The following is a 14,269-nucleotide window of genomic DNA, read 5'->3' on the forward strand; positions in this document are numbered from 1 at the left end:
GGCAAACTGAGATTGCCGAGTGTAGTAAATCGTGTTGATGCGATTGTTAACTGTACTTCTTACACCAAGCGAATTTCTAATTTTTTACCTAATGCTGAAGCAAAACGTTCAAGGGTTGATAATTTAACATCATCTGAATGGTTTTCAATTCGTGATATAGCACTTTTTTGTGTCTGGAGCTTTGATGCTAGATCGACCTGAGTTAATCCTGCATCTTTACGCGCTTCTTTCAACAAAGCACCAAATTTAAACGATTGGTAACCTTCTTCATATCCGTCAGAAAAATCGATGTCGTTTGCTTTACGGTTAGCTAAATATTTTTTAAAGTCACTCATTATTATTTCCTCGCTAAATAGTCTTTACGACGATTTTCTGCAATTTTGATTTCTTTTGGTGGCGTTTTTTGTGTTTTCTTTTGAAAACCATGATTGAGAACAACTAAGTTATCACCATCAAAGAAGCCTAATAAACGAAATATATTCCCACCAACTTGTACTCTCACTTCCCAGATATTGTCAGTATTAACCAGTTTTTTAAGGTAAGTCGTTGGGATCTTGTCCAATTCTTCAATTAACTGAAGCACCCAAGCTACTTTCTGCGCTTGCTTACCCGAAAGTGAATCTAAAAATTCAGCTATCGGACATTTACCGTCTTCGGTAGTATAAAAATCAATATTTCTCATACATAAAGGTTAACATCAATGTGAACTTTTGCAAGCTGGAATTTTTCGCTTTGTACAGTTAACGCCGCAATAACACGTGCGAAAGACCGACTTACAAAACCAATTATACTCTAAACCGCGAATGCCGAGTGTAATAGCATCGTGTTGATTGCTTTGTTATACGAGCCTTGCTTTCGCTCCGATTAACTTGGTAAAGAACTGATTTACCAAGATTTACTGTAAACTGAGTTTAATTAGACTGGCTCAATTAAGCGAGCAAAATATCCAATCAACAGTAATAACTGTGAAACGAAACAATCCCTTTTTCTTACACCATTTGAACGATTTGGTTTCAGCCAGTTTGGAACTGATAAACCAAATATCATTGCCACAATTTGGATTGAAAATTCTACGAGGAAAACACTAATGCTGACTAAAATGAGGTATAACCAAAGAACAATTGAAGCGTAAATTAGCTGCTGAAACGCCTGAATTTAGGGCAATAATAGCTCAATGCCGAACCTGATAAAACGAACACAAAAAGGAAACAAAGAAGAAGGAAAACCACCCTACTTTCACGCCTAAAAAACTAATGGTTCAATCGCTAAACTGAACCAAAAAACTGCATTCTCAGAGTTCGTATAACGCTGGCATAACACGTTTATTACCATGCAAACCAACCTGAATTAACCACCTTAATCACAAAACCCAAGGCAAACCCAGAACGCCGAATGTAATAAATCGTGTTGATGCGATTGTTGTGCGTGCTTACTTTCGGCTTGGCTAGCTTGGTAAAGAACTGTCCTGCCAAGATTTTCTAAGCTCTGATTCTAATTTACCGAGAGTAATTAAGCGAACAAAATGTTCTTAAAATGCGAGATAAAGTAAATGGAAAGCAGATACATTTCCCACGCCATTTGAACGGCTTGGTTTCAACAAATTTGGCACTGATAAACCAAATATCCTAACCACAATTGGGATTGAAAATGCTGAGAGGAAACACTGATGCAGACTAAAATGAGGCATAACCAAAGAACAATTGAAGCGTAAAAATGCCTCTGAAACGCCTGAACTTGTGGAAATAAGGGCTAATTTGCCGAACCTGATGAAATGGAAAGCAAAAGGCAACAAAGAAGAAATTTACGCTTACTAAGCCGAAACTACGAAAGCCGCGATCCTTTTGATGAACCGTGCAAAAAATTTCGGACTCAGTACGCACAACGCTGGCATAACACGTTTATTACCATGCAGACCAACCTGAATTTTACCACCTTAATCACGAAACCCAAGGCAAACCCAGAACGCCGAATGTAATAAATCGTGTTGATGCGATTGTTGTGCGTGCTTACTTTCGGCTTGGCTGACTTGGAAAAGAACTGCCCTGCCAAGATTTTCTAAGCCCTAATTCTAATTTACCAATAGTAATTAAGCGAACAAAATGTTCTTAAATTGCGAGATAAAGTGAATGGAAAACAGATACATTTTTTACGCCATTTGAACGACTTAGTTTCAGCAGATTTGGAACTGATAAACCAAATATCCTTGCCACAATTGGGATTGAAAATGCTACGAGCAAAACACTGATGCAGAATAAAATGAGGCATAACCAAATAACAATTGAAGCGTAAATTAGCCTCTGAAACGCCTGAACTTAGGTAAATAAGGGCTAATTTGCCGAACCTGATAATACGAAAACCAAAAGGCAACAAAGAAGAAATTTACGCTTACTAAGCCGAAACTACGAAAGCCGCGATCCTTTTGATGAACCGTGCAAAAAATTTCGGACTCAGTACGCACAACGCCTGCATAACACGTTTACTACTATGCAATTATACTCAAAATTGACGCCTTAAAACGAGAAACACCCGACAACCTGAGATGCCGAGTGTAGTAAATCGTGTTGATGCATTTGTTATAAATCTCTTTTAAATAGAAACTTAAAATAAAATTCACGGGCAGCCATGTTGGTAATATCCAAGTTACCATTACATAACTCGGCTTTAGCCATGTCGATTGCATTAAAAACTAGCTCTTTGAGTTTTTGGAGATTTATCAACGTGAGATATGGGGTTAGATCATTTTGATATTGCCCATTCCATGGAGTAGCAGGGAAAGTTAAAAGGTTGGTTGCAGTTGGATCTGTTCTAAAGATTACATGAGTTCGACCGTTTTGACTATGGCTAATCAAGCTACCATCATGCAGTAAACCATTACGTAACGTAACTAAAGATTCAATTTCAGCTCTATTACAGTTCGAGAAATAGCTCAGTGCTCGTTTTATACCATTTTGATAGGTACAGTTCTGCTGTTGAATAGCATACAAATTACCTAATTGATCCAATATCGAGAAAGATACCATCATTGGTACATATTGATTAGTCCGCACATTGTTAAACGAAGCTGACAAGGATTCTTTAAGGTCGTATAAGCTAGAACTCACCCAACCGTCCTTTACACGATGTCGCGCGTATCTTACATCTAAATGAAAGTAAGCCAGTTCAGTTAACGATAATTGGCTTACGAATTTTAACTCAAAATACTCATCTTGCTCTATAGGGCTCATTTGATTATATAACACGATACCTCCGAGATTTATAACGCCTGCATAACACGTTTGCTACGATACAGGCTTAGCTGAATTTTACTGCCTTAATCACTGAAACTAAAGGCAAACTGACAACGCCGAGTGTAGCAAATCGTGTTGATGCATTTGTTAGTTGCGTACTTGAATTGTACTTTCAAACTCTGACACTTTTAGTGACAACTCAGAAATTAACCTTGGTTGCAAGATTCGGATACCACTTTGATTTGAAAAGCCAATTCTCATATGTGGATCTCGAAATTGAACATACATGGATACAATTTTCTCGCGTTTAGACTTTATATCGTTGTACGCTATCCGCCTTTTCTCATCGCTATCATGATAAAACTCATACTTGTCGTATAACCTCTCAAAATCCGACCATGCTTGCCTTTCATTATCGTAGAAATGACCTACATTCGCCGAAATAACATTAGCTGTATATAAACCAGCCTCGGTTGAAATTTCTTTGAACAATAATTGAGCATCCCTATCCCACTTCCTGAGAGATAATTTTAAATCAACAGCGGCGTCACTTATCTTTGGTTTTAGCCAATCATGTCTTGCCAGCATCAAGAAACCTAAAGTTGCTAGCGTCACCACCGCTGAAACCATATTAGAAATGGCTATTAACATAGTAAGTGCGTTTGTTACTCCAGTACCATCAAAATATGGCCATGCTCCACCGTATACATAACCAGCCCCGAGAGCTGCTACCATCGATAATAACCAAACGATCAAAATTATCGCGTATTCTATTCTAATTTTTCTCACAAATTCTCCACGTAAATAAGCAACTAACGCCGCAATAACACGTTTACTACGACACAGACTTAGCTGAATTTTACCGCCTTAATCACTGAAACTAAAGACAAACCCACAACGCCGAATGTAGTAAATCGTGTTGATTGCTTTGTTATAACGCAGTTCTCAATTTAGACCAATGACCTAGCCAACCTTTCGACGTTACACGGTCACTGAAGATTTCTAAAGAACGCTTAGGATTATGTGTAACCTGCAAATTAAACAACGATTCAAAGCCAAAAGCAGAAATACATTCGTATTTACCATTGTCTAATTTTCGTATGGCTACCGCTGTTTCTTTTTCTGGCCAATAACTCATTGCATCGATAATACTTAAATACGGTTTATCGCCATTTCGTTTGTGCATAATTGCTTGATTACGCACTTCCAAATTCAATTCTGGCATCAATGCAGAAAGCTGAGATTCGATTATTTTGTAGTTTTCAGGATTAGATTCAGTTTCATCGAAATAAACAACATCAACGTCATTCAAAGGCGTAAATACTGATTTCTGATGCAAATGGTCCCACACCAAATTTCGGACGAAACCAGCGGCTAAATAGCAATGAGGTAAATTGAGTTGTAGAACACAATCAAGAGCCTTAACTCTCAATTCATCTTTCTCAATTAATGTGATGATTCTATCCATATCCACCCTGCGTTATAACGCCTGCATAACACGTTTGCTACTATGCAGATTAAGCTCAAATTTACCACTAAATACGGTAAACCAAAAGAAACCTAGAATGCCGAATGTAGCAAATCGTGTTGATGCATTTGTTATATTTAATTTCCATTGAAAAACTCATAGAAGAACTTCTCTATGATATTGCAAGCATATTCTGAAAAACCTCTTTTTAGTATTATCTTGTATCCAACGAGTTCGATGTAACTAGAATGCCTAATATAACCGAGCAATGCAGTGTTACCGCTTTTTACAACGCCATTATTATGAACAAGAGCATTTCTTATCTGCTGGATTTTTTCAATCTCTTTCCACGTAGGATTTTGCGCAGGAAAATTTAGCTTTAAAACTTTTACTAAATAGATTCTGGCTCTTTCGATTAAGTTCGTGCTCACTAAATCAGTTAATACAATATCACTATCGCTGTATCTTGAGCCTGCCTGACACAGAAAATTAAGACTATTCTCTAAAGTCAAGTAAAGACTAATTAAGCTAGATGTTCGCTGGAGTTGAGGGAATGTATGCTTAGTTTGTTCGATTCTGAAACGTTCCGACTCCAGAAAATCATCTTTTTCCATATAAGACATCCCAGCCACTTCTGAATTCAGCTGAGAATCAAGATCTACGGTCTCTTGAGCTAAATAATCCTCAATTTTCAACATCAACGCTCTTTGATGCTGAAGATTAATCTCTATATGTATCTGTTCAAATATGAATTTTCTCACGGAACCTCTTATTAAATATAACGCCTGCATAACACGTTTGCTACGATACAGACCTAGCTGAATTTTACTACCTTAATCACTGAAACTAAAGGCAAACTGACAATGCCGAGTGTAGCAAATCGTGTTGATGCGATTGTTAAGCTGCAAATACCCACTTGAATATCAGCCCAAATGGTATGCCATACCCATAATTCAATTTGTTTAGGAAATTATGCCATGAGCTTTTTTGCATCACTAGCCGCAGAACTTGTAACTAACGTTTTATCTGATGAAAAAACTAGAAACGATTTGATTCAAGGTAGTAAAAATATTTTTGCTTCAATTTTTGATGAAGATGAAAATGGTGAACTAGATGAAGGTGAATTAGATAATTACATATATGCTGAATTATGTGATATAGCAATGCTAGGTCATGTAGCTCTAATCTCAAGCGAACCAAGTCAATTTATTGAAGACTATGCTATTGGAAGCATAGATGGAAAGCTTGATGATGACGGTACCTTTACTAGCACTTTTATTGAAAATAATGGCCTATCAGGTAGAAAATTGAAAAAAATGCTTAGTGAAGCGTTTGATGAACCTGACTCTATCAACGATATTGTAGAATTTTCAGAACATTTTGAACTTGAAGAACATTACTATCGTATGGCATCTAGATTGGTTATGTTTAATGCTATTGACCGTGACGAGTTAAATTCAGATGAAACGGCTTTCCTTAATCAAACAGCTAAATCATTTGGATTATCAAGATTAGAAGTTAGCTCAATAAATAGAGAATTACTCTTAGAAGCTAAAGAATGGAAAAAAGAAAACGAAGTATAAACCACCTCTGATAAAGGCTAGTAAATTAACTAGCCTTTGCGGCTTAACGCCTGCATAACACGTTTGCTACCATGCAGATTAAGCCCAAATTTACCACTTAATACGGTAAACTCAAAGAAACCTAGAATGCCGAATGTAGCAAATCGTGTTGATGCATTTGTTATGTTTCTTTTCAGCCACCGATTACCATGAAGTTTTATTTCCAATAGCACATAGGATCTTTTTGTCCCCATAATGCATGATTTATAACTCGATATGACCCATTCCCATGACTAGTTATCATTTTTTTAATAGCTTCAGGCATTTCAGATAAATACTTTTCTTCTTGGAAAAATAAGGCGTTACTAGTGCTTGTTACTTGATTTGAAAATAAAGTGATATAGGTATCCTCACCATTGCCCTCTTTATTATTAGAGTAAACAAAAGAATCAAAACCATTATTTAAAGCCCATGATTTAAGTTTAAACGTAAAATCCAGCCAAACAATTTCTTGATATTGAGCTTGATTAAAATCCTCTCCGACTGCTTTTGAGCGGAATTTCCGTTTTTTAAACTCCGCTTCAAAAAACTTATTACCTAGATATCGACGCTTAATATTCTTAATATCTTTTAGAGACATAATACTTAATATCTGCGGCGGATAAATAACCGAAGAAAATGGGTAAAAAAGCTTTTGAATATCTTCGGTCTGGGATGAAGTTAGTTGCTTTGTATCCACAACTTGTGGCCCAGCACTACCAATTGGATCATCCCCCCATAAATCAAGCAATCTGAGGGGGTTCTTAACTGCAATAGAATACTCCGAAATAGAAAATGTTTTCGCATAATCACAGAAAGATAGCAAATGCTCATTAAGCGTTTGAGATGCAATAATTTTACCTTTTCGATCGTGTACATTTACTGAAAGATCAGGGTTAAACGAACACATGGCTTGATGGGCAAACATCCCTTCAATTCTCTCAGCAGCAGCTACTGATGATATACCTAAGTGCTTTAGAATAAAGCTTCTATTTTTGACATTTATTCTGTCAGCATTGTAAACATTAACCATAAAACCTCTAATACCAAAATTAATTGAACTACATATTGAATAGAAAAAGCAACATAACGCCGCAATAACACGTGCGAAAGACCAACTTACAAAACCAATTATACTTCAAACCGCGAATGCCGAATGTAAATAGCATCGTGTTGATTGCTTTGTTATACGAGCCTTGCTTTCGCTCCGATAAACTTGGTAAAGAACTGATTTACCAAGATTTGCTGTAAAACGATTTTAATTAGACTAGTTCAATTAAGCGAGCAAAATATCATTTCAACGGCAATAACTGTGAAACGAAACAATCCCTTTTTCTTACACCATTTGTACGAATTGGTTTCAGCAAGTTTGGAACTGATAAACCAAATATCCTAACCACAATTGGGATTGAAAATGCTGAGAGCAAAACACTGATGCAGACTAAAATGAGGTATAACCAAAGAACAATTGAAGCGTAAATTAGCCGCTGAAACGCCTGAATTTGGGGCAATAATCGTTCAATGCCGAACCTGATGAAACGAATACCAAAAGGCAACAAAGAAAAAGGAAAACCACCCTACTTTCACACCTAAAAAAACTAATGGTTCAATCGCTGAACTGAACCAAAAAACTGCATTCTCAGAGTTCGTATAACGCCTGCATAACACGTTTGCTACTATGCAGACTAAGCCTAAATTTACCACTTAATATAGTAAACTCAAAGAAACCTTGAATGCCGAATGTAGCAAATCGTGTTGATGCGATTGTTATATGCTTAACTCATGAAGCTGAGAGATCGTTCTAAAATTGGAGTGACTTTCTTTTTCCAAACCTCGATAGTTAAACCAAACCGCATTTAAACCAGCCTCAATCGCTGAAATAACGTCTTTTTCAAGTGAATCACCAACCATTGTAAGTTGACTAGGTTCAACACCTAACTTATTCGCTATTCTTTGATAAAATTCAGAACTGTTTTTTGATAAACCAAGATTTGATTTACAGAAATAGCCTGAAATGAATTGAGACAACCCGACTCGTTCAAATGCCAATTCAATATCCTGAACACTGGAATCATCAGCACCAGTTGCAACATAAAGTAAATGTCCTTTTTGGGATAACGAAGCTAACATTTCAGAAGCACCATCTACGGCCTGAACTGTTTCCCAATCACACATTTTTCCTAGAGTATTTGGAAAGTCGACCATTAAAGTGTCACCCCAATCGAACAGATAAGCTTTTTTCATAATGCCTCCTTGCATATAACGCCTGCATAACACGTTTGCTACGATACAGACTTAGCTGAATTTTAACGCCTTAATCACTGAAACTAAAGGCAAACTGACAACGCCGAATGTAGCAAATCGTGTTGATGCATTTGTTACACGATCTTTGTCAACGCTTCCATTAACTTGGTAAAGAATTGATTTACCAAGATTTACTGTAAATTGAGTTTAATTAGACTGGCTCAATTAAGCGAGCAAAATATCATTTCAACGGCAATAACTGTGAAACGAAACAATCCTTTTTCTTACACCATTTGTACAACATGGTTTCAGCCAGTTTTGAGCTGATAAACCAAATATCCCAACAACAATTGGGATTGAAAATGCTGTGAGCAAAACACTGATGCAAACTGAAATGAGGCAAAACAAAGAACAATTGAAGCCTGAATTGGTTTCTGAAACCCATGAACTTTTGGCAATAATGGTCAATTGCCGAACCTGCTAAAACGAATATTAAAAGGCAACCAAGAAAAAGGAAATCCAGCCTACTTTCACGCCTAAAAAACTAACGGCTCAATCGCTGAACTGAGCCAAAAAACTGCGATCTTAGAGTTCGTGTAACGCCTGCATAACACGTTTGCTACCATGCAGGCCTAGCTGAATTTTAATGCCTTAATCACTGAAACTAAAGGCAAACCGACAATGCCGAGTGTAGCAAATCGTGTTGATGCATTTGTTATGTCACGATATCTGAATTTTTCCCAATTTGTTCAGTGCACTATGTAATAGACTAATTGCTGATTCAGATAATTCAATTGATGCGACTGTTGATGATTTCAAATCACCTATTATTTTAGGGAACCTAGTTTCCATGTCTTTTTCGAAATCTTGATATGTGTCGTAGTCGCCAAGTTCGGTAAATACATTTTGATAATCATCAGAATGGAAGTCTGACCTTTCGTTTATAACCGCAATGGCTTTCGTATATTGCTCTTCAGCTCTAAATGCTTCAAACAAATCTAGCTCATTGGTCAAAATTAGGAATGAAAGGCTATCGTAGTTAATATTACCTTCGGTCATTTCTATATGTTGCAACGGTTTCATTTTGTACCAAGAATGGAAGTCGTGCTTCCATTCTTTTAAATGCCCGTTATAAAGCTCCTTCATTCGATGCAACTTTCTATTCAAAACAAAACGAGCTAGCATCAGGCTAGTTTCATTATTTTTTCTTTCTCTTTCGGCATCTAGCCTTCGATTGAACCTAAATGCCAATAGTGCACCAAGCATTACGCCAAGTACGTTTGTAGCAAAACTCAAAAAGTAATCCCACGTTTTTGGAATCACTGCATTTTGGATAGCCAAGGACGAAAAATACCATAAAGCAAGTAACAACAAGCCAAATAATGCACCATAGATATAGTCTCTATAATCTTTCACACTTTCTCCTAGTGACATAACGCCTGCATAACACGTTTGCTACGATACAGACTTACCTGAATTTTACTGCCTTAATCACTGAAACTAAAGGCAAACTGACAACGCCAAGTGTAGCAAATCGTGTTGATGCATTTGTTATAACACTTACGCCTACTTATCTAATTACTAACTCGTGAGTAGTTGTATCGAATACGCCAATACAATTTTTATCGAAGGGCAATTGAGCAATAATATCACCATGACTTGAGATTACCTTACTACCACCTAACCCATTATCATTGGGGTTATTCAAAGAATTAGGCCAATTACATTGAATAACCATAGCAGAAAGTGATTGAGCTATCTTTTTTGAACCCGCGTCATAATTTGTACTTTCATCATTTATTGACGATTCAGCTTCCCCAATATAACTTGGCCATAGAATGTAAGATAGCGATTGACTTGATAATTGCTCAATAACCCAATTAACATCGCTTGCCTCACGGCACAAATAAGAACTGAACGTTCCTAGTGGATGTTCCAAAACACTACGTTTATCGCCAGATTCAAAAAATGTGCACTCACTTGGAGTTAGCCCTACTTTTCGCCAAACTATCGCTAAAGTGCCCTGCTTATTTATAGCAGCATACGCATTATAAACCTTATTATTTTCATTTAATGGGTAGCCGATAAAAACCAATGTATGTGATAGTTGGCATTGAATTGAAATTTCATTCAGTGCATTTTCGACCAAATGCTGCTGTGCCTGATTTTTAATATCTCGATGGAAGCCAGTAATTGCCAGTTCAGGAAACACAAGAACATCCAAATCATGATTCTTGGTAACGATATTACAAATCGTTTTTGTGTTCCCCTCAACAGTCCAATCCATGGGCATTTGAGCTATACCTACTTTCAACGAGTACCTCACTAACTATAAAAAATGAACCAGTGTTATAACGCCTGCATAACACGTTTATTACTATGCCAACCAACCTGAATTAACCGCCTTAATCACAAAACCCAAGACAAACCCAGAACGCCGAGTGTAATAAATCGTGTTGATGCGATTGTTAGCCTACTTTATCCGCGAATACTCTCATAATTCTTTTTGATAGAGCACCCAAATCTTGATAAATATGATCTTCTCTAATTCCAATAGTAAATAATGATTCTTGAATATTCTTTCGAGTATTTTTTCCATTAATTTCAATTTTCACCATTTGATCTGTAGTCTGAGAATCAATCATATACTTATCAATTGGTTTACTTATATCGCCATGAACAGTAAAGCCACCCTGCTGAGATGCTATACGCTTATTACTAGGCCTTACAAACAAAGCAATTGGTTCGTCGGGTAACTCACTTTCTTCCGACTTTAAAGGAATTGGTAAATAACGATCTAGCTCAAAAACATTTATATCTTCTAAGTTTTCAGAAAATATCATATTTTCTGCCCCCTGAGTAACCTCATTAAATATATGAGGATTTAACACCCATACAACCCTTCTCTCTCTTTCTTCATCTTGCTCAAGGGCAAAAAATAACGCTGTAAGTGGAGATAAAGACCAATCTAATAATCTTGTAGGCAAACCATAATGTTGCATTAATGCATACGTTTCAAAACTAGTAAGTTGACTTATATCTTGATATAAAACACTACCAGATAAAAATTCATCAACCATATCACGGTGAACTTCTTCATCTATATTTCGCCATTTAATTCCCGGAACTAATTCATAGCTATCGTCTGATATACCTCTGTACCATACATCAGAAGAATGACAGTCAAAGGTTTTTGACACCCTTTCTACAACTTCAATATATTCACTTAATGTTTTAACTTCTATTGTTTCTATAGACAAGTTCTATTCCTCAAAATCTAAACCACTGCTTGTGGGCTAACGCCGCAATAACACGTGCGAACGCCTTAATAACCAAACCAATTACACTCCAAACCGCGAATGCCGAATGTAAATAGCATCGTGTTGATTGCTTTGTTATACGAGCCTTGCTTTCGCTCCAATTAACTTGGTAAAGAACTGATTTACCAAGATTTGCTGTAAAACGATTCTAATTAGACTGGCTCAATTAAGCGAGCAAAATATCCATTCACCGCCAATAACTGTGAAACGAAACAATCCTTTTTTCTTACACCATTTGTACGACTTGGTTTCAGCCAGTTTGGAACTGATAAACCAAATATCCTAACCACAATTGGGATTGAACATGCTGAGAGCAAAACACTAATGCAGGCTAAAATGAGGCATAACCAAAGAACAATTGAAGCGTAAATTAGCCGCTGAAACGCCTGAATTTAGGGCAATAATAGCTCAATGCCGAACCTGATGAAACGAACACCAAAAGGCAACAAAGAAAAAGGAAAACCACCCTACTTTCACACCTAAAAAGCTAATGGTTCAATCGCTAAACTGAACCAAAAAACTGCATTCTCAGAGTTCGTATAACGCCGCAATAACACGTTTATTACTACGACGACTTAGCTGAATTTCACTGCCTTAAACACTGAAACCAAAGGCAAACCTACAACGCCGAATGTAATAAATCGTGTTGATTGCTTTGTTATAACGATTACGCTGTAGCTTCCATTTTACCTACCACTTTGATTAACACTCTTGGTATTGCTGATTGATTTAAACTACCTGCGTCGAAAACATGAGATTTGACACTTTGAAATAAACAATGAAAATCACTCTGTTTAGTGAAAATTACGCGAGGTAAATTATATCCCTTCTCGTTAAATTGGTCTGCTGTAATATCAATAAGGTAGCCATCACAAATAAGCCATGCATGAGATTGATTTGGGTTATCTCCAAGCCCAACACCACAAACATAGGTTGAACTTTTATTATGATACTTACTTATATAAAGAGCCAATAAATCTGTGGCATCTCCGCAACAACCTCTTGGAAATCCAGAAGAATGATAAAAACTAGACATTGAATCAAAATCTGACTTTTCAAATGAATCTAAAACATCACGGATCGTATTAATTTCTAATTTTAATTGTTCATCCATTAGGAGCCTCCTTACTCAAACAACGTTATAACGCCGCAATAACACGTGCGAACGCCTTAATTACCAAACCAATTACACTCCAAACCGCGAATGCCGAGTGTAAATAGCATCGTGTTGATTGCTTTGTTATACGAGCCTTACTTTCGCTCCGTTTAAATTGGTAAAGAACTGATTTACCAAGATTTACTGTAAACTGAGTTTAATTAGACTGGCTCAATTAAGCGAGCAAAATATCATTTCAACGACAATAACTGTGAAACGAAACAATCCTTTTTTCTTACACCATTTGTACGATTTGGTTTCAACAAGTTTGGAACTGATAAACCAAATATCCTAACCACAATTGGGATTGAAAATTCTACGAGGAAAACACTGATACAGGCTAAAATGAGGCATAACCAAAGAACAATTGAAGCGTAAATTAGTTTCTGAAACGCCTGAATTTGGGGCAATAATAGTTCAATGCCGAACCTGATGAAACGAACAGCAAAAGGCAACAAAGAAAAAGGAAAACCACCCTACTTTCACACCTAAAAAACTAATGGTTCAATCGCAGGACTGAACCAAAAAACTGCATTCTCAGAGTTCGTATAACGCTGGCATAACACGTTTATTACCATGCAGACCAACCTGAATTTTACCGCCTGAATCACTAAACCCAAGACAAACCCAGAACGCCGAATGTAATAAATCGTGTTGATGCGATTGTTGTGCGTGCTTACTTTCGGCTTGGCCAACTTGGTAAAGAACTGCCCTGCCAAGATTTTCTAAGCCCTGATTCTAATTTACCGGTAGTAATTAAGCGAACAAAATGTTCTTAAATTGCGAGATAAAGTGAATGGAAAACAGATATATTTTTCACTCCATTTGAACGACTTGATTTCAGCCAGTTTGGAACTGATAAACTAAATATCCTTGCCACAATTGGGATTGACTATGCTACGAGCAAAACACTGATGCAAACTAAAATGAGGCATAGCCAAAGAACAATTGAAGCGTGAAATAGCTTCTGAAACGCCTGAACTTGGGGAAATAAGGGCTAATTTGCCGAACCTGATGAAATGGAAACCAAAAGGCAACAAAGAAGAAAAGAACGCTTACTAAGCCGAAACTACGAAAGCCGCGATCCTTTTGATGAACCGTGCAAAAAATTTCGGACTCAGTACGCACAACGCCGCAATAACACGTTTATTACTACGACGACTTAGCTGAATTTTACTGCCTTAAACACCGAAACCAAAGACAAACCTACAACGCCGAATGTAATAAATCGTGTTGATTGCTTTGTTAGTTGC

13 protein-coding genes are annotated in these 14,269 nt (G+C 36.9%); 1 reads left to right on the plus strand and 12 read right to left on the minus strand.

The features are described from left to right. Positions 1–59: 59 nt before the first annotated feature. The 6 genes from ACU5DF_RS02515 to ACU5DF_RS02540 all read right to left on the minus strand — a co-directional run bounded on the left by ACU5DF_RS02515 (position 60) and on the right by ACU5DF_RS02540 (position 5,393). Positions 60–335 carry a helix-turn-helix domain-containing protein gene (locus ACU5DF_RS02515; protein ID WP_045103966.1) on the minus strand — a complete coding sequence of 92 codons (276 nt, stop codon included), beginning with the start codon at positions 333–335 and terminating at the stop codon, positions 60–62. Between the two features lie 2 nt (positions 336–337). Further along, positions 338–682, minus strand: a complete 345-nt coding sequence (locus ACU5DF_RS02520) for a type II toxin-antitoxin system RelE/ParE family toxin (RefSeq protein WP_045103967.1) — start codon at positions 680–682, stop codon at positions 338–340. 1,891 nt (positions 683–2,573) lie between these two features. Further along, positions 2,574–3,239 carry a hypothetical protein gene (locus ACU5DF_RS02525; RefSeq protein ID WP_446711649.1) on the minus strand — a complete coding sequence of 222 codons (666 nt, stop codon included), beginning with the start codon at positions 3,237–3,239 and terminating at the stop codon, positions 2,574–2,576. 135 nt (positions 3,240–3,374) lie between these two features. Next, positions 3,375–4,016: a hypothetical protein gene (locus ACU5DF_RS02530; RefSeq protein ID WP_446711650.1), complete on the minus strand. Its 642-nt coding sequence runs from the start codon at positions 4,014–4,016 to the stop codon at positions 3,375–3,377. 142 nt (positions 4,017–4,158) lie between these two features. After that, on the minus strand, positions 4,159–4,695 hold the full coding sequence (locus ACU5DF_RS02535) for a nucleotidyltransferase family protein (RefSeq protein ID WP_446711651.1): 537 nt from the start codon (positions 4,693–4,695) through the stop codon (positions 4,159–4,161). A gap of 137 nt (positions 4,696–4,832) precedes the next feature. Next, the gene (locus ACU5DF_RS02540; RefSeq protein WP_446711652.1) at positions 4,833–5,393 is read right to left on the minus strand and encodes a hypothetical protein; all 561 of its coding nucleotides are present in this window, start codon (positions 5,391–5,393) and stop codon (positions 4,833–4,835) included. Positions 5,394–5,672: 279 nt separating this feature from the next. Here ACU5DF_RS02540 and ACU5DF_RS02545 point away from each other — a divergent pair, with 279 nt between their 5' ends. Then, the gene (locus tag ACU5DF_RS02545; RefSeq protein WP_446711653.1) at positions 5,673–6,278 is read left to right on the plus strand and encodes a hypothetical protein; all 606 of its coding nucleotides are present in this window, start codon (positions 5,673–5,675) and stop codon (positions 6,276–6,278) included. A 196-nt stretch (positions 6,279–6,474) separates the two neighbouring features. Here the strand turns inward: ACU5DF_RS02545 and ACU5DF_RS02550 are convergent, their stop codons facing one another. The 6 genes from ACU5DF_RS02550 to ACU5DF_RS02575 form a co-directional block, all read right to left on the minus strand. Next, positions 6,475–7,329 carry a hypothetical protein gene (locus ACU5DF_RS02550; protein ID WP_446711654.1) on the minus strand — a complete coding sequence of 285 codons (855 nt, stop codon included), beginning with the start codon at positions 7,327–7,329 and terminating at the stop codon, positions 6,475–6,477. A gap of 734 nt (positions 7,330–8,063) precedes the next feature. Continuing rightward, the gene (locus ACU5DF_RS02555) at positions 8,064–8,540 is read right to left on the minus strand and encodes an HAD family hydrolase (RefSeq protein ID WP_446711601.1); all 477 of its coding nucleotides are present in this window, start codon (positions 8,538–8,540) and stop codon (positions 8,064–8,066) included. A 720-nt stretch (positions 8,541–9,260) separates the two neighbouring features. After that, positions 9,261–9,956: a hypothetical protein gene (locus ACU5DF_RS02560; RefSeq protein WP_446711655.1), complete on the minus strand. Its 696-nt coding sequence runs from the start codon at positions 9,954–9,956 to the stop codon at positions 9,261–9,263. A gap of 154 nt (positions 9,957–10,110) precedes the next feature. Further along, the gene (locus ACU5DF_RS02565; RefSeq protein ID WP_446711656.1) at positions 10,111–10,854 is read right to left on the minus strand and encodes a carbon-nitrogen hydrolase family protein; all 744 of its coding nucleotides are present in this window, start codon (positions 10,852–10,854) and stop codon (positions 10,111–10,113) included. A gap of 154 nt (positions 10,855–11,008) precedes the next feature. Beyond that, on the minus strand, positions 11,009–11,800 hold the full coding sequence (locus ACU5DF_RS02570) for an FRG domain-containing protein (RefSeq protein ID WP_446711657.1): 792 nt from the start codon (positions 11,798–11,800) through the stop codon (positions 11,009–11,011). A 727-nt stretch (positions 11,801–12,527) separates the two neighbouring features. Further along, positions 12,528–12,974: a hypothetical protein gene (locus ACU5DF_RS02575; protein WP_069582157.1), complete on the minus strand. Its 447-nt coding sequence runs from the start codon at positions 12,972–12,974 to the stop codon at positions 12,528–12,530. Positions 12,975–14,269: the final 1,295 nt, after the last annotated feature.

The organism is Aliivibrio wodanis (assembly GCF_052920805.1).